Here is a 16,270-nt window from a genome sequence, read left to right as displayed (position 1 = left end):
GATCAAAAATAAACAATAATTTAAGTTTACAATGATATAACTAATTACAAACGATGCGTTTTTATATAAAACAGTATCTTTGTACCTAAAGCTTTTACTATGTCAAAGGGATTTTTCAAGGTACCCATACCTATTAATGAAACGGTTCTCTCATATGCACCAGGCAGTACAGAACGCAAATTACTAAAAGAAGCCATTGAGGCTGCACGCTCTTTTGAAGTAGATATTCCAATGTATATTGGAGCTAAAGAAGTACGAACAAATAATAAAAAAGCTTTACGGCCTCCACATGATCATCAACATATTTTAGGCTATTATCATCAAGGTGATAAGAGTCATATCCATGCGGCTATTCAAGCAGCATTGGATGCCAAAAGAGATTGGGAGAAATTAGCATGGCAGGAAAGAGCCTCTATTTTTTTAAAGGCTGCCGACTTAATTGCCGGACCTTATAGAAACAAACTAAATGCCGCTACAATGCTTGGACAATCAAAAAATGCCTACCAGGCAGAGATTGATTCTGCTTGTGAGCTTATTGATTTTCTCCGCTTTAATGTGGAGTATATGAGTGAGATCTATGCTCAGCAACCACCAATATCTCCGCGAGGGGTTTGGAATAAAGTTGAACACAGACCTTTGGAAGGCTTTGTATTTGCACTAACGCCTTTTAATTTTACTGCCATTGCTGGTAACCTGCCAAGCAGTGTTGCTCTTATGGGAAACGTGGTTGTATGGAAACCGGCAGATACGCAGATTTATGCTGCTAATGTAATTATGCAGATATTTAAGGAAGCCGGCTTACCAGATGGAGTAATTAATTTAATTTATGTAGATGGCCCGGAAGCTGGAGATATTATTTTTAAACATCCGGATTTTGCAGGGATACACTTCACAGGCTCGACCGCCGTTTTTCAAAATATATGGAAAACAATCGGCGAGAATATTCATCGCTACAAAACCTATCCGCGAATAGTTGGAGAAACTGGTGGAAAGGATTTTATTCTCGTTCATCCCTCTGCTAATATAGAAATTGCAAATACTGCAATTATACGCGGGGCTTTTGAATATCAAGGCCAGAAATGCTCGGCCGCTTCGAGGGTATATATACCGGCGAGTTTATGGCCTGCGCTAAAAGATGCCATGATTCGCGATATCTCATCTTTTAAGATGGGTGGAGTTGAAGACTTTAGCAATTTCATCAATGCAGTTATCGACGAAAAATCATTCGATAAATTAACAGGCTATATAGATGCTGCCAAGAATGACCCCGATGTTTCTATTCTTATCGGAGGGAATTACGATAAAAGTAAAGGTTATTTTATTGAGCCTACAGTACTTGTCGCCTCAAAACCAAACTATATTACCTTATGCGATGAGCTATTCGGACCTGTTCTTACTATTTTCGTTTATGAAGACGATCAATTTGAGGAAACTTTAAAGCTTGTTGATGAAACTTCTATTTATGCTTTGACAGGAGCAGTGATTGCACAAGACAGGTATGCCATTGCTCAAGCTACGGAAAGCTTGAAAAACGCTGCCGGTAATTTTTATATCAACGATAAATGTACAGGAGCCGTTGTTGGACAACAGCCTTTTGGTGGTGCCAGAGGGTCTGGAACCAACGACAAGGCTGGGTCAATGATAAATTTATTACGATGGGTTTCTCCACGTACAATTAAAGAAGTTTTTGACTCGCCAACAAACTATCGATACCCCTTTATGGAAGAAGAATAACCTTGGTTAATCGAAAGAAAAGAATTCCTCTAGTCTGTTATCTGATTGAGTAGCTGTCACGTTTAAGTCAACAAGTTCACCGGTTTCTACTTTGATAATCATACCATGAATGGCAAGGTCATCTCGTTCTTGCCATGCATTTTGTACTATTGTTGTTTTACACAGGTTAGCAACCTGCTCTACCACATTAAGCTCTACAAAGCGGTCTTCTCTCTTTTTTAAATCTGTAATGGCATTTAATTCATCGACATGAACCCGGTAAACATCTTTTAAATGGATTAACCAATTGTCTAGCAATCCATATTGCTTTCTATTCATAGCGGCTGTTATACCACCACAACCATAATGACCGGCTACAATAATATGTTTTACCTTTAGAATATTTACAGCAAAATCGAGTACGCTTAACATGTTCATATCTGAATGCACGCATAGATTTGCAACATTACGATGTACAAATACATCGCCCGGGCGAGTGCCCGTTATTTGATTTGCAGGAACCCTACTATCAGAGCACCCTATCCATAACAAATCTGGATGTTGCCCCTTAGCTAGTTCATGAAATAGGCCTGTCTTATCATTCTGTACTTCTTGTGCCCATTCTCTGTTTCCAGCCATAATTTTTTCAAAACTCTGAGCGAGTTTTTCATTATCAAATTTTTTAGTACACATTATTTGGAGGGTATTAATTTTAGAAGAATTATAAAATTGTTGTAATATTAAGAATTTATGTGCGGCTTTGTAAGAAAAATATCAAAATAAAAATCTGATTTTGATTTCCTTTTATCAGTCAGGCTTAAACAAACAAATTTCTTACCTTTAGCGGAGGTTATCAATAAAACATTTCTGTAATTCAAAATCGATTAAATTGAAAGATAAATTTCAACTATTAAAAGATAGAACGGCCCTTGCTATGCTGGGCGGAGGAGCTGCACGTATTGAAAGCCAACACAAAAAAGGAAAGCTCACCGCACGTGAACGACTTCTTTTTTTACTCGATGAAGGATCATTTCAAGAGATTGGAATGTTCGTCTCACATCGAAGTACTGACTTCGGTATGGAGAAAGAAAAATACCCCGGCGATGGTGTTGTTACAGGTTATGGAACGATCAACGGGCGTGCGGTATATGTGTTCTCGCAAGATTTCACTGTCTTTGGTGGCTCTTTATCTGAAACCTATGCTGAGAAGATTTGCAAAATAATGGATCTTGCTCTTCAAAACGGAGTTCCAATTATTGGATTAAATGATTCAGGAGGTGCCCGGATTCAAGAAGGCGTGGTATCATTGGGTGGTTATGCAGACATCTTCTATCGGAATACCCTGGCATCAGGAGTTATCCCACAAATTTCTGCTATTATGGGCCCTAGTGCCGGTGGTGCTGTATACTCCCCTGCCATCACAGATTTTACTTTAATGGTGAAAAACACTTCCTATATGTTTGTAACGGGGCCAAATGTAGTGAAGACAGTTACTCACGAAGCTGTGACGGCCGAGGAATTAGGCGGAGCTGATACACATGCCAGTAAATCGGGCGTAACCCATTTTGCTTGTGAAAATGAACTCGAAGCAATTAACAAAATAAAAGATCTGTTAAGCTACATGCCTCAGAATTGTGAGGATGAACCTGCAAGAAAAGAATATCAAGCCAAAGATGAGTCGCGGATAAAACTAAACAGCATTATTCCGGAAAATCCTTCACAACCTTATGATATTCGGGAAGTTATTCAAGAACTGGCTGATGAAAAGTCATTTTTAGAGATCCATAAAGACTTTGCAGAAAACATTGTTGTTGGCTTCGCCCGAATTGCTGGCAGAAGCATCGGCATTGTTGCTAATCAGCCGGCTTCTCTGGCAGGCGTTTTAGATATAAAGGCTTCAATTAAAGGGGCACGATTTGTACGCTTTTGCGATTGCTTTAACATTCCATTATTAGTGCTTGAAGACGTTCCTGGTTTCTTACCCGGTACCGATCAAGAATGGAATGGCATTATTACACACGGAGCTAAATTATTATTTGCCTTTAGTGAGGCCACGGTTCCAAGAATTACCGTAATTACACGAAAGGCCTATGGGGGTGCTTATTGTGTAATGAATAGTAAGCATATTGGTGCAGATATGAATTATGCCTGGCCAACAGCCGAAATTGCTGTTATGGGTGCTAAAGGTGCTGCTGAAATTATTTTCAAGAAAGAAATTACTACAGCTGAAGATAAACAGGCAAAATGGTTAGAGAAAGAAAAAGAGTATTCAGATAAATTCGCTAATCCTTATCGGGCTGCTGAAAGGGGTTTCGTTGATGAGGTTATTGAACCTGCTCAAACCCGGCAAAAACTAATCCATGCATTCAAAATGTTAGAGAATAAAGTTGTTAATATCCCCAAAAAGAAACATGGTAATATTCCACTATAATTTTTAAATCTTTATGAGTAAGAACAAAAAAATACAAAGCAAAATTGTTAATCAAAAATCTATTGACTTTTTAGAAAATTACCTTAATAATCCTTCTCCTACGGGGTTTGAGTGGGAAGGTCAACGGATTTGGTTAGACTATATAAATAAATATGTAGATGAATCTTTTACAGATACTTATGGCACAGCCGTAGGTGTAATTAACCCGAAGGCTAAATACAAGGTTGTATTAGAGGCTCATGCAGATGAAATTTCGTGGTTTGTAAATTATATCAATAATGAAGGCCTGATCTATGTAATTAGAAATGGTGGATCTGACCATCAAATTGCACCATCAAAAAGAGTTAATATTCATACTGACCAGGGAATTAGAAAGGCTGTATTTGGCTGGCCGGCTATCCATACCAGATCAGGAAAAGAAAAAGAAGAGAATCCTAATCAAAAGAACATTTTCCTGGATTGTGGATGTACATCTAAAGAAGAGGTGGAAGCTTTGGGAATTCATGTAGGTTCTGTGATAACTTACGAAGATGAATTTATGATTTTAAATGATCGTTATTATGTTGGACGAGCATTGGATAATCGCATTGGAGGTTTCATGATTGCTGAGGTTGCCAGACTTCTAAAAGAGAACAAGAAAAAGCTGCCATTTGGTTTATATATTGTTAACTCGGTTCAGGAAGAGATTGGACTAAAGGGTGCTGAAATGATTGCCGAACGTATACAACCAAATGTAGCGATCGTTACAGATGTAACGCATGACACCACAACGCCTATGATTGAGAAGAATGTACAGGGTGATTTAGCATGTGGATTAGGGCCTGTGGTTTCTTACGCTCCGGCAGTTCAGATCAACCTAAACAGACTGATTGTTGATACGGCAAAGGATAAAAACATTCCATTTCAACGACAAGCTTCCTCAAGAACTACAGGAACTGATACAGATGCATTTGCCTATTCTAATATGGGAGTAGCGTCAGCACTAATTTCACTTCCTTTGCGTTATATGCATACGACAGTGGAAATGGCTCATATCGATGATGTTGACAACGCAATTCGCTTACTTTATGAGGTAGTGAGTTCTTTGGAAGCGGATAAAGACTATCGGTCTTTTGCCAAATAAGTTTTACTTTTATTAACCAAAGGATAATAGAGATATCTGTTTAGTTATTCGTAAATTGTGATTCATGGAGAATAAAGAGCTTTTTATTGAAAAAATAACCTCCTCATACAAACCGAAAGGAGCGTTTATTTATTTAGGATCAGGGATTTTAGGTAAAGAAATCATTGCCCCTGCACAGGTAAATTTAGCACTGAAGATGATGAACCGTCATGGTTTAATTGCTGGTGCAACTGGTACAGGTAAAACTCGGACCCTCCAACTTATCGCTGAGCAATTATCGGACGAGGCTGTTCCTGTTTTTATGCTGGACGTAAAAGGCGATTTATCAGGACTGTATGAAGCCGGACAAAGCAATCCTGCTTTAATTGAGCGAGGGGAAATTCTTGAAAGACCTTTTGTTCCTGCCGGATTCCCTGTTGAGTTATTTTCACTTACCGGGGACAAGGGCATACCTATGCGAATAACCTTAAGTGATTTTGGCCCTATTATGCTCGCGAGGATCCTTGAACTCAATGAAACTCAAACGGGAGTTCTGACAGCTCTTTATAAGTATGCGGATGATAATAAAATGGCTCTTGTTAATTTCGCTGATTTAAAATCTCTCTTAAGCTACCTGTCTCAAGGCAAGGGTGCTGAGGAAATTAAGAACGATTACGGTAAAATTAGCAGCAGTACTTCAGGAACCATTCTACGAAAGATTGTTGGAATTGAACAACAGGGCTTGTCGACAGTTTTTGGTGAACCATCCTTCGATATTAATGATCTTTTTCAAAAGGTTGACGGCAAAGGGGTGATCAATCTATTGAATATCTCTGATATACAAAATCAACCTATCTTATTTTCTACATTTTTATTGAGTCTTTTAGATCAACTATTTAGAAAGTTACCTGAAGTAGGAAATCCGGATAAGCCAAATCTGGTCTTCTTCTTTGATGAAGCACATTTGCTGTTCAAGGATGCTTCTAAAACTTTCTTATCTCATGTAGATCAAATTATTAGGCTTATACGCTCTAAAGGAGTGGGAGTATTCTTCTGTACGCAAGCTGCTACAGATGTTCCTGCCAATGTATTAGGACAATTAGGAAACCGTATTCAACACGCCTTACGAGCTTTTACTCCAAACGATGCTGAGGCTTTAAGACAAACTGTTAAAACTTACCCGAGGTCAGAGTTTTATGAAATCGATCAGGTTTTAACGCAGTTAGGAACCGGACAAGCTTTAATTACTGTCTTAAACGACAAAGGAATTCCGACAGAAGTAGTTGCCACGCACTTAATTCCACCGAGGGCAAGTATGGAGCCTTTAAACGAAGCTACTTACCAACAATTAGTGAAGTCTTCTGATCTTTCCAGAAAGTATTCTGAGCTGGTTGACAACCACAGTGCAAGTGAGATTGTAGCTGAAAAAGTCAAACAAGATACCTCAGATACTATCCGTGCTGAACAGCAACACGATAAAGTAAAGACAACAGGAAGAACGAGTAACAGACAAACGTCTATGGAAGCAGCGCAAAAAACTTTGATCAGGACGTTAGCTGCAGGCGCAGGCCGGGTTATTCTGACAGCAATTTCTGCCTTCCTGATCGGAAAGAAAAAGCGCTAAAACTTTAAATAAAAATTTACAAAAATTAAATATGAAAAAACCTACCCTTTTAATTCTGGCAGCAGGCATGGCAAGCCGCTATGGCAGTATGAAACAAATTGACGCATTTGGCCCTAATGGAGAAACAATAATAGACTATTCAATATATGATGCAATTCGTGCTGGTTTTGGAAAAGTGATCTTTATAATAAAAGAGGAGTTTGAAGAAAACTTTAAATCTATTTTTGAGCCCAAACTAAAGAATAAGGTTAAAACGGACTATGTTTTCCAGGATTTTAACCTTAAGAAATATGATATAGAAAGAGAAGTAGAAAGAGCAAAACCATGGGGTACAGCCCATGCTGTATTGGCCGCAAAGGACGCTATCAATGAGCCTTTCTGCGTAATTAATGCAGATGACTACTATGGTTATGATTCTTTTAAAAAGATGGCAGACTTCTTAACAAAGGAAGTAAGCGATAATTCATTTGCTTTGATGGGCTTTAGAGCCGACAAAACATTATCTGATTATGGATCGGTATCCAGAGGTGTTTGTAAAGTGGATGACGAAGGGAACATGACTGAGATTGTAGAACGAACAAAGGTCTATTTCAAGGACGTAGATGATGAAAAGAAAATCTTTTTTGAAGAGAATGATCAGGAAGTTGAACTACCTTTAGACGCACGTGTATCCATGAATTTTTGGGGCTTTAATCCGGCAATTTTCAATGACACATTGGATCTCTTTAAAAAGTTTGTTGAAGAAAATCATACAAACCCGAAAGCTGAGTTCTTTATTCCTTTAGTGGCAGATGAACTAATCAAAGAAAATAAAGCTACGTTTAAGACTATTCCTACGTCTGAAAAATGGTTTGGAGTTACTTATAAAGAAGATAAGCCAATTGTTCAGGAGAGCATTTCCAAATTGATTCAAGAAGGAGTATATCCTGAAAATCTGTGGAAGTAATATTATAATTATTATCTATAAAAAGAGAAAGGGTTCCAATAATTGGAACCCTTTCTCTTTTTATAGATCGAACTTATTTTTGATCGTCTTCTTTTACTTCTTCAAAGTCAACGTCAGTTACATCGTCTCCACCCTGACCCGAAGCTCCTTCAGATGGATTTTCTGGCTGCTGTGCGCCTCCTTCTTGCGATGCCTTATACATCTCTTCAGATGCAGCATTCCAAGCTTCTTGCAATTCGGTTTGAGCTGAATCTAATGCATCAAAGTCACGTGCTGCATGAGCATCCTTTACCTTTTTAAGGCCTTCTTCAATTGGAGCTTTCTTATCAGCTGAGATCTTATCTCCGTATTCTTTTAGCTGCTTTTCAGTAGAGAATATTAACGCGTCAGCAGCATTGATCTTGTCAACCTCTTCTTTCGCTTTTTTATCAACTTCGGCATTTGCCTCTGCTTCTTCTTTCATTCTCTTGATCTCATCATCTGTCAAACCAGAAGATGCTTCAATACGTATTTTCTGTTCCTTACCAGTAGCTTTATCTTTAGCAGAAACATGCAAGATACCGTTTGCATCAATATCAAAAGTAACCTCAATTTGCGGAATACCTCTTGGTGCAGGTGGCAAACCATCTAAATGGAAACGTCCAATTGTACGGTTCTGTGCAGCCATTGGCCGCTCTCCTTGCAGAATATGAATTTCTACCGAAGGTTGATTATCAGAAGCTGTTGAGAAAACTTCAGATTTCTTACTTGGTATGGTCGTATTAGATTCTATCAACTTCGTCATAACACCACCCATGGTTTCGATACCCAAAGAAAGAGGTGTTACATCAAGTAATAAAACATCCTTAACTTCTCCGGTTAATACACCACCCTGGATAGCAGCACCTAAGGCTACAACTTCATCTGGATTTACACCTTTAGACGGCTCTTTTCCAAAGAAATTCTTAACAGCTTCCTGAATAGCAGGAATACGGGTTGAACCACCAACTAAGATAATTTCGTCAATATCAGACTTATCATATCCGGCATTCTTCAATGCAGAACGACAAGGATCAATAGTACGTTTAATTAAACTATCTGCTAATTGCTCGAATTTAGCACGAGAAAGATTACGAACCAAGTGCTTAGGTCCGGTTTGATCTGCAGTGATATAAGGCAAATTAATCTCAGTTGCAGTAGCACTTGACAATTCAACTTTTGCTTTTTCAGAAGCTTCTTTCAAACGCTGTAAAGCCATAGCGTCCTTTGTTAAATCAAAGCCGTTGTTCTCGGTTTTAAATTCTTCTACCAACCAATCAATGATTACCTGGTCAAAGTCATCTCCACCTAAGTGTACATCACCATCCGTAGATTTTACTTCAAATACACCATCACCCAAATCAAGGATTGAAACGTCATGCGTACCGCCACCGCAGTCAAATACTGCAATCTTCATATCCTTATGAGCTTTATCTAAGCCATAAGCCAGAGCAGCAGCAGTAGGTTCATTAATAATACGCTTAACAACCAATCCTGCAATTTCTCCAGCCTCTTTTGTTGCCTGACGTTGTGCATCATTAAAATAAGCCGGAACCGTAATAACGGCTTCAGTTACTTCCTGACCTAAGAAATCTTCGGCAGTCTTTTTCATTTTCTGCAAAGTCATTGCAGATATCTCCTGAGGAGTATATTTCCTGTCATCAATAACAATACGAGGTGTATTGTTATCACCTTTAACAACTGTATAAGGAACACGTTTTATTTCAGATGTAACCTCATTAAAAGTTTGTCCGATAAAACGCTTAATAGATGAAATAGTTTTAGTTGGATTTGTAATAGCTTGACGCTTAGCAGGATCTCCAACTTTTCGTTCACCATTTTCTACAAATGCAACAATAGATGGTGTTGTTCTTTTACCTTCATTGTTAGAAATTACAACAGGCTCGTTCCCTTCCATTACTGCAACACAGGAATTTGTAGTCCCTAAGTCGATTCCAATAATTTTTGACATATGTTTTATTTTTTCAATTTATTTAATAAGAATAACATTAATAGCTTATCAAACCTTATACCAAGCAACAACTTTGATCCATATTACTTATAAAAACACATGTTTTAATCTCTACTGGTGTCAAAATGGCACGATGTCACAATTTTGCCATAATAATTGAAAGTTGTCAAGAAAAATTGACCAAAAAGAAAACACCCAAACCTATAAGATTTGGGTGTTTTCTTTGTTGAATTAAACGTATTGTTTAATCTTATTTTTTATCTTCAGTTGGTTCTGCATCATCTGCTTTTTCAACTTCTTCTACATTTTCTGTCGAAGCAGCTTCTACAATTGTAGCTTCTTCAATAGCTTCTGCCTTTTCAGGTGCATCTGCTTTTTTCTTAGAAGAAGCACGGCGACGTGTAGTTTTCTTCTCAACTTTAGCCTCTCCTTTATTGTAAACCTCGTTGTAATCAACAAGCTCAATAATTGCCATTTCAGAGTTATCTCCCAAACGATTAGCTAATTTTATAATACGAGTATAACCTCCTGGTCTGTTAGCAACTTTTTCAGATATCTCGCGGAACAAGATAGTAATAGCGTCTTTATCTTTCAAGTAAGAAAAAACAGTACGACGAGAATGAGTTGAGTCTGTCTTTGATTTAGTAATAAGAGGCTCAACATATTGACGCAAAGCTTTTGCTTTTGCTAAAGTTGTGGTAATACGCTTATGTTTTAAAAGCGAAGTAGCCATGTTTGACAACATTGCCTGGCGGTGGCTGTTGGTGCGGCCTAAGTGATTAAATTTTTTTCCGTGTCTCATTTTTATTATAATTTGTGCATACCGTCTCGACTAATTTTAGGAGGGAATTATGCAGCAGGTCGCTTATTAATTGAAGATCTAGTCTTCGTCTAATTTAAATTTATTCAGATTCATCCCGAAAGACAATCCTTTTGATTTTACTAATTCTTGAATTTCAGTTAATGACTTTTTACCGAAGTTTCTGAACTTTAACATATCAGCAACGTCGTAAGAAATCAATTCAGCTAATGTACGTATATCAGCAGCTTTAAGACAGTTCAATGCGCGAACTGAAAGATCTAGATCTACCAATTCTGTTTTTAAAACTTTACGCATATGTAAAATCTCTTCGTCTACTTCTTTAGTTTCTTCCTTAGCTTGAGATTCCAATAAGATGTTTTCATCAGAGAAAAGCATAAAGTGATGAATCAAAATCTTAGCTGCCTCTTTTAATGCATCTTCAGGATGAATAGACCCATCAGTAGAAATATCCAAAAGCAATTTCTCGTAGTCAGTTTTTTGCTCAACCCGGAAATTCTCAATAGTATATTTTACATTAATTATTGGTGTAAAGATTGAATCAATGGCGATTACTCCAAGTGCAGAATCTGCAACTTTGTTCTCTTCAGCATTAACATATCCTCTTCCTTTACTCACTGTTATTTCAACTTCTAAAGGAATATTATTATCAAGATTACAGATCACTAGATCCGGATTAAGAACTGTAAAGTTAGATGAGAATTTAGTAATATCACCTGCTTTAAATTGTTCTTGTCCATTAATCACAATGAAAATCTTCTCTGTGTCACCTAGTTCACCAGTCTTTTTGAAACGTACTTGTTTCAAATTAAGAATAATTTCCGTTACATCCTCTACAACACCTTTAATGGTAGAAAACTCGTGGGAAACTCCGGAAAACCGTGTTGCAGTAATTGCATATCCTTCTAGTGAAGAAAGCAAAATACGACGTAAAGCATTGCCTATGGTTATACCAAATCCTGGTTCTAACGGACGAAATTCAAATTGACCATCAAAATCAGTCGATTTCTGCATGATAACTTTATCCGGTTTTTGAAATGCTAAGATTGCCATTTATTTCTATTTAATGTTGTTGAAATGATTATATCAAACGAAAAAGCATGATACATTAAGTATATGCTTTTCTCGCTAAAAAGATTATTTAGAGTATAACTCGACGATTAAGTTTTCCTTGATATTCTCAGGAATCTCATCACGGCTAGGGAGATTTAAAAACTTACCACTAAGTTCTTTTGACTCCCACTCTAACCATGAAAACTTATTAATCTGCTTACCAGCAACAGAGTTCGTGATAGCCTCAAGTGATTTTGAACGCTCTCTAACAGCAACAACATCTCCAGGACGAAGGCTATAAGATGGAATATTCACCACTTCACCATTCACTGTTACGTGCTTATGACCAACTAATTGGCGAGCAGCCGAGCGTGTAGGAGCAATCCCTAAACGGTAAACTGTATTATCTAAACGAGCTTCCAATAATTTAAGCAACTCTTCACCTGTAATTCCTTCTTTCGAAGCAGCTTTAGTAAATAAGTTTGCAAACTGACGCTCCAATACACCGTAAGTATATTTTGCTTTTTGTTTTTCTAACAACTGAGTTGCGTACTCAGATTGTTTACCGCGACGTCTGGCGTTACCGTGTTGCCCTGGTGGGTAATTCTTACGATCTAAAACCTTATCAGGACCGAAAATAGGTTCTCTGAAACGACGTGCAATTTTGGACTTTGGTCCGATGTATCTAGCCATGTTGTTGTTTTTAAAGTATCTTCCCGCCTTAAGCGAGAGAATCTTAGCTTTAAAATAATTTAATTAAACTCTTCTTCTTTTAGGAGGACGACATCCGTTGTGCGGAAGCGGTGTAATGTCACGAATAGACGTTACTTCAATCCCTGCAATTTGTAAAGTACGGATTGCAGATTCACGACCTGAACCTGGACCTTTTACAAATACTTCAACTTTACGTAAACCTAAATCATACGCAACTTTACCACAATCTGCTGCTGCTTGTCCAGCTGCATAAGGTGTGTTCTTTTTAGAACCTCTAAAACCCATTTTACCTGATGATGACCAGGAAATAGGTTGACCTTGATTGTTAGTTAAAGTAACAATGATATTATTAAATGTAGCGCTTATATGTGCCTGACCAACAGGCTCAATTGTTACAAGACGCTTTTTGGTTACTTTTTTACTCTTAGCCATTATATCTTGTCAATTATTATTTAGTAGCTTTTTTCTTGTTTGCAACAGTCTTACGTTTTCCTTTACGTGTACGTGAGTTATTCTTAGTACGTTGTCCACGAACTGGCAAACCTTTACGATGACGAAGACCGCGGTAACATCCGATATCCATTAAACGTTTTATGTTCAATTGAACTTCAGAACGTAGAGCTCCTTCAACTTTGATCTCATCATTAATAAGCGTACGTATAGTCGCTAACTGATCATCGGTCCATTCTTCAACTTTCACATCATAGCTAATACCAGCTTCGTTCAAAATACGTTGTGCTGTTGAACGACCAATACCATAAATGTAAGTTAGTCCGATTTCTCCTCTTTTGTTTTTCGGTAAATCTATACCTGCTATCCTTGCCATATATTAATTTAATATTGTTATCCCTGTCTTTGTTTGAATCTAGGGTTCTTTTTATTGATTACATACAATTTACCATTACGACGAATGATTTTGCAATCGGCGCTACGTTTTTTTATGGATGCTCTAACTTTCATCTTAACTTGATTTTTTATTTATACCTATAGGTTATCCTACCTTTTGTCAAATCATAAGGAGACATTTCCAACTTTACACGGTCGCCCGGCAAAATCTTAATGTAATGCATCCGCATCTTACCAGAAATATGGGCAACAATTTCATGTCCATTTTCTAACTCAACACGGAACATAGCATTTGATAATGCTTCTCTAATAATTCCATCTTGTTCAATCGAGGCTTGTTTAGCCATATTATACTGATTATTATCTGTTAATACGTAATACAAACAGGGTTGCAAAAATACTAATAAATAAATTTAATATCAATGCTTTTCATTTAAAATATCTTCGATATAAGAAAAACTTGTTAAAATATCAGGTTTTCCTTTTGAAATAGCCACTGTATGCTCATAATGAGCAGAAACTTTCCCATCAATGGTACTAACTGTCCAACCGTCATCCCAGAATTTCACCCCTGATTTTCCTAAGTTGATCATAGGTTCAATTGCAATGACCATACCTTCCACTAATTTTGGCCCCATACCACGGCGACCATAATTAGGAACCTCTGGTTTTTCATGCAATTCTACCCCAACACCATGTCCTACTAATTCTTTTACAATACCATAACCATATTGATCAATATGATCTTGTATTGCAAAAGAGATATCGCCAACACGTCTTCCTGATACAGCTTGTTCAATTCCTAATCTCAAAGATTCTTTCGTTACATTCAGTAAAGTCTTAATCTCTTCACTTACTTCTCCTACTGCAAAAGTATAGGCCGAATCGCTAATATAGCCATTCAAAGTAACTCCACCGTCTACTGATATCAGGTCACCCTCCTTAAGAACATAATCACTTGGAAAACCATGAACAATCTGATCGTTCATAGAAATACATAATGAATAAGGAAACCCGCTGTAATTTAAAAATGCCGGTGTACCTCCATGATCCTGAATAAATTCAAATGCCAATTTATCCAAGTCAATGGTACGTACACCCGGCTTTATTTCTTTTGCTAACTCGCCTAGTGTTCTTGATAATAAATCACCACTTTGTCGAATTAGTTCAATCTGTTCTTTGGTCTTAAAAATTACCTTTGACATGATTCTATATAGGCGAACTTGCAGTACTACTGCTACTCACAGCAGTACGTCCTTTCATACGGCCCGTTTTCATCAAACCATCGTAATGGCGCATCAATAAGTGACTTTCAATTTGTTGAAGTGTATCCAAAACAACCCCTACCAGGATAAGTAATGACGTTCCGCCATAGAAATGAGCGAACTGACTATTTACACCTAACAAAGTAGCAATCGCTGGAAAAATAGCGATGATCGCTAGAAATACAGATCCGGGCAATGTGATCTTCGACAACACTCCGTCAATGTATCCACTGGTAGCAATACCTGGTTTAATGCCTGGTATAAAACCACCATTCTTCTTCATATCATCAGCCATTTGCTGAGGATTAACCATGATAGCTGTATAAAAGAACGTAAATCCTATAATCAGGAATGCAAACGTAACATTATAAGCAACCGATGTATAATCGCTCAATGAAGTGATGAAGCTTGATTGAAGATTAGGGAAAAATTGAGGAATCGTCATTGGAACAAACATAATTGCCTGAGCAAAGATGATAGGCATTACACCAGATGTATTCACTTTTAAAGGAATGTACTGACGAACACCACCATATTGTTTATTACCAACTATTCTCTTCGCATATTGAACAGGTATTTTACGAACACCTTGTACAATCAAAATGGTAAATACCACAACAGCAAACAAAGCTACCATTTCCAAAATAAATGGAATCGGACCACCATTGCCTCCCATTCTGGAAGCCCACTCTTGGATCAAACCACCTGGCAACTGAGCAATAATACCAACCATAATGATTAGTGAGATACCGTTACCAATACCTTTATCTGTAATTTTCTCACCTAACCACATCACGAACATAGTTCCTGATGTAAGGATAATAGTTGAAAGAACTGTAAATAATGGCTCAGCCATCATGATAGCTTCCGGGCTAATCTGCGAGCGAATATAAGCTACTGATTGGAGCAGGGTAATAACCAACGTTAAATAACGCGTAATCTGCGTCATTTTTTTAGTTCCGCTCTCTCCTTCTTTCTGTAATTTCTGGAAATATGGAACAGCTATACCTAATAATTGAATAACAATTGAGGCTGAAATATAGGGCATAACCCCCAATGCAAAAATTGCAGAACGTGAAAAAGAACCTCCAGCAAACATGTTTAACAAACCTAGTAAACCTTCTTTCGCTTCTTGATCTAAAGCGGCAGGGTTAACACCAGGCAATACAATATGCGAACCAATACGATAAATTAAAAGAAAAAGAAGCGTATTTAAAATACGCGTCCTTAAATCTTCAATCTTCCAGATATTCGTTAATGTTGAGATCAGCTTCTTCATTTACTAAAGTTTAACGATCGATCCACCAGCGGATTCAATAGCTTTCTGAGCCGAAGCAGAAAAAGCATGAGCTTTAATTTCTAATTTTGAGGTTACCTCTCCACGACCCAATATCTTAACAAGGTCATTCTTTGAAACAAGACCATGTTCTTTCAAGATATCAAAATCAACTGCAGTCAGACTAAATTTATCTGCTAAAGCTTGAATAACATCTAAGTTAACACTTGCGTATTCAACACGATTGATATTCTTGAAACCGAACTTAGGCACACGGCGCTGAAGTGGCATTTGTCCACCTTCGAAACCAACCTTTGTACTGTGACCAGAACGAGATTGAGCTCCTTTATGACCGCGGGTAGATGTACCACCACGACCAGAACCTGTACCACGACCAATACGTTTTTTAGCTTTAATAGAACCTGCTGCAGGTCTTAAGTTACTTAAATCCATTGTAATAACTTTTGTTGTTTATGCCTTCGCTTTCACT

Annotated in this window: 17 protein-coding genes; 5 read left to right on the top strand and 12 right to left on the bottom strand. The window is 37.6% G+C overall.

Translation table 11 applies throughout. The features are described 5' to 3' along the window. Window positions 1-99: 99 nt before the first annotated feature. The gene (gene pruA, locus C8N28_RS10255; RefSeq protein ID WP_132224494.1) at window positions 100-1,734 is read left to right on the top strand and encodes an L-glutamate gamma-semialdehyde dehydrogenase; all 1,635 of its coding nucleotides are present in this window, start codon (window positions 100-102) and stop codon (window positions 1,732-1,734) included. A gap of 6 nt (window positions 1,735-1,740) precedes the next feature. Here the strand turns inward: pruA and C8N28_RS10250 are convergent, their stop codons facing one another. Continuing rightward, entirely contained in the window at window positions 1,741-2,406 is a 666-nt protein-coding gene (locus tag C8N28_RS10250) for a carbonic anhydrase (protein WP_132224492.1), read from the bottom strand. A 196-nt stretch (window positions 2,407-2,602) separates the two neighbouring features. Between C8N28_RS10250 and C8N28_RS10245 the strand changes: the two genes are divergently transcribed. The 4 genes from C8N28_RS10245 to C8N28_RS10230 all read left to right on the top strand — a co-directional run bounded on the left by C8N28_RS10245 (window position 2,603) and on the right by C8N28_RS10230 (window position 7,816). Continuing rightward, complete coding sequence (locus tag C8N28_RS10245) at window positions 2,603-4,144, top strand: acyl-CoA carboxylase subunit beta (RefSeq protein WP_246012792.1); 1,542 nt, start codon at window positions 2,603-2,605, stop codon at window positions 4,142-4,144. A 13-nt stretch (window positions 4,145-4,157) separates the two neighbouring features. Continuing rightward, on the top strand, window positions 4,158-5,267 hold the full coding sequence (locus C8N28_RS10240) for a M42 family metallopeptidase (RefSeq protein ID WP_132224490.1): 1,110 nt from the start codon (window positions 4,158-4,160) through the stop codon (window positions 5,265-5,267). Window positions 5,268-5,331: 64 nt separating this feature from the next. Further along, window positions 5,332-6,870, top strand: coding sequence for a helicase HerA-like domain-containing protein (locus C8N28_RS10235; protein WP_132224488.1), 1,539 nt, complete (start codon window positions 5,332-5,334; stop codon window positions 6,868-6,870). Between the two features lie 31 nt (window positions 6,871-6,901). Further along, entirely contained in the window at window positions 6,902-7,816 is a 915-nt protein-coding gene (locus C8N28_RS10230; RefSeq protein ID WP_132224486.1) for a nucleotidyltransferase family protein, read from the top strand. Between the two features lie 73 nt (window positions 7,817-7,889). On the opposite strand, the gene dnaK is transcribed toward C8N28_RS10230, so the two are convergent. The 11 genes from dnaK to rplO all read right to left on the bottom strand — a co-directional run bounded on the left by dnaK (window position 7,890) and on the right by rplO (window position 16,233). Beyond that, window positions 7,890-9,806 (bottom strand): molecular chaperone DnaK, encoded by a 1,917-nt coding sequence (dnaK, locus tag C8N28_RS10225; protein ID WP_132224484.1) that lies wholly within the window; start codon window positions 9,804-9,806, stop codon window positions 7,890-7,892. A 250-nt stretch (window positions 9,807-10,056) separates the two neighbouring features. Continuing rightward, window positions 10,057-10,608 (bottom strand): 50S ribosomal protein L17, encoded by a 552-nt coding sequence (rplQ, locus tag C8N28_RS10220; RefSeq protein ID WP_132224482.1) that lies wholly within the window; start codon window positions 10,606-10,608, stop codon window positions 10,057-10,059. A gap of 78 nt (window positions 10,609-10,686) precedes the next feature. Further along, window positions 10,687-11,679 carry a DNA-directed RNA polymerase subunit alpha gene (locus C8N28_RS10215; RefSeq protein WP_132224480.1) on the bottom strand — a complete coding sequence of 331 codons (993 nt, stop codon included), beginning with the start codon at window positions 11,677-11,679 and terminating at the stop codon, window positions 10,687-10,689. An 84-nt stretch (window positions 11,680-11,763) separates the two neighbouring features. Further along, complete coding sequence (rpsD, locus tag C8N28_RS10210) at window positions 11,764-12,372, bottom strand: 30S ribosomal protein S4 (RefSeq protein WP_132224478.1); 609 nt, start codon at window positions 12,370-12,372, stop codon at window positions 11,764-11,766. A gap of 63 nt (window positions 12,373-12,435) precedes the next feature. Further along, window positions 12,436-12,825: a 30S ribosomal protein S11 gene (gene rpsK, locus C8N28_RS10205; protein ID WP_132224476.1), complete on the bottom strand. Its 390-nt coding sequence runs from the start codon at window positions 12,823-12,825 to the stop codon at window positions 12,436-12,438. Between the two features lie 16 nt (window positions 12,826-12,841). After that, entirely contained in the window at window positions 12,842-13,219 is a 378-nt protein-coding gene (rpsM, locus tag C8N28_RS10200; protein WP_132224474.1) for a 30S ribosomal protein S13, read from the bottom strand. A 17-nt stretch (window positions 13,220-13,236) separates the two neighbouring features. Next, window positions 13,237-13,353: a type B 50S ribosomal protein L36 gene (gene ykgO / locus C8N28_RS10195; protein WP_132224472.1), complete on the bottom strand. Its 117-nt coding sequence runs from the start codon at window positions 13,351-13,353 to the stop codon at window positions 13,237-13,239. A gap of 14 nt (window positions 13,354-13,367) precedes the next feature. Further along, window positions 13,368-13,586: a translation initiation factor IF-1 gene (gene infA / locus C8N28_RS10190; RefSeq protein WP_132224470.1), complete on the bottom strand. Its 219-nt coding sequence runs from the start codon at window positions 13,584-13,586 to the stop codon at window positions 13,368-13,370. A 72-nt stretch (window positions 13,587-13,658) separates the two neighbouring features. After that, a complete protein-coding gene (map, locus tag C8N28_RS10185; protein ID WP_132224468.1) occupies window positions 13,659-14,444 on the bottom strand; it encodes a type I methionyl aminopeptidase in 786 nt (261 codons plus the stop codon). Between the two features lie 4 nt (window positions 14,445-14,448). Then, window positions 14,449-15,783, bottom strand: coding sequence for a preprotein translocase subunit SecY (gene secY, locus C8N28_RS10180; RefSeq protein ID WP_132224466.1), 1,335 nt, complete (start codon window positions 15,781-15,783; stop codon window positions 14,449-14,451). 3 nt (window positions 15,784-15,786) lie between these two features. Further along, window positions 15,787-16,233 carry a 50S ribosomal protein L15 gene (gene rplO, locus C8N28_RS10175; protein WP_132224464.1) on the bottom strand — a complete coding sequence of 149 codons (447 nt, stop codon included), beginning with the start codon at window positions 16,231-16,233 and terminating at the stop codon, window positions 15,787-15,789. Window positions 16,234-16,270: the final 37 nt, after the last annotated feature.

The organism is Albibacterium bauzanense, assembly GCF_004339765.1.
Lineage (GTDB): Bacteria > Bacteroidota > Bacteroidia > Sphingobacteriales > Sphingobacteriaceae > Albibacterium > Albibacterium bauzanense.
This window is presented reverse-complemented; position numbering and strand designations above follow the sequence as displayed.

Coding starts and splice junctions, on each gene's coding strand:
- infA (WP_132224470.1), bottom strand. CDS start 13,586: ATGGCTAAACAAGCCTCGATTGAACAAGATGGAATTATTAGAGAAGCA.
- C8N28_RS10250 (WP_132224492.1), bottom strand. CDS start 2,406: ATGTGTACTAAAAAATTTGATAATGAAAAACTCGCTCAGAGTTTTGAA.
- rpsD (WP_132224478.1), bottom strand. CDS start 12,372: ATGGCTAGATACATCGGACCAAAGTCCAAAATTGCACGTCGTTTCAGA.
- pruA (WP_132224494.1), top strand. CDS start 100: ATGTCAAAGGGATTTTTCAAGGTACCCATACCTATTAATGAAACGGTT.
- C8N28_RS10215 (WP_132224480.1), bottom strand. CDS start 11,679: ATGGCAATCTTAGCATTTCAAAAACCGGATAAAGTTATCATGCAGAAA.
- rplQ (WP_132224482.1), bottom strand. CDS start 10,608: ATGAGACACGGAAAAAAATTTAATCACTTAGGCCGCACCAACAGCCAC.
- C8N28_RS10230 (WP_132224486.1), top strand. CDS start 6,902: ATGAAAAAACCTACCCTTTTAATTCTGGCAGCAGGCATGGCAAGCCGC.
- C8N28_RS10240 (WP_132224490.1), top strand. CDS start 4,158: ATGAGTAAGAACAAAAAAATACAAAGCAAAATTGTTAATCAAAAATCT.
- C8N28_RS10235 (WP_132224488.1), top strand. CDS start 5,332: ATGGAGAATAAAGAGCTTTTTATTGAAAAAATAACCTCCTCATACAAA.
- rpsM (WP_132224474.1), bottom strand. CDS start 13,219: ATGGCAAGGATAGCAGGTATAGATTTACCGAAAAACAAAAGAGGAGAA.
- rpsK (WP_132224476.1), bottom strand. CDS start 12,825: ATGGCTAAGAGTAAAAAAGTAACCAAAAAGCGTCTTGTAACAATTGAG.
- ykgO (WP_132224472.1), bottom strand. CDS start 13,353: ATGAAAGTTAGAGCATCCATAAAAAAACGTAGCGCCGATTGCAAAATC.
- rplO (WP_132224464.1), bottom strand. CDS start 16,233: ATGGATTTAAGTAACTTAAGACCTGCAGCAGGTTCTATTAAAGCTAAA.
- dnaK (WP_132224484.1), bottom strand. CDS start 9,806: ATGTCAAAAATTATTGGAATCGACTTAGGGACTACAAATTCCTGTGTT.
- map (WP_132224468.1), bottom strand. CDS start 14,444: ATGTCAAAGGTAATTTTTAAGACCAAAGAACAGATTGAACTAATTCGA.
- secY (WP_132224466.1), bottom strand. CDS start 15,783: ATGAAGAAGCTGATCTCAACATTAACGAATATCTGGAAGATTGAAGAT.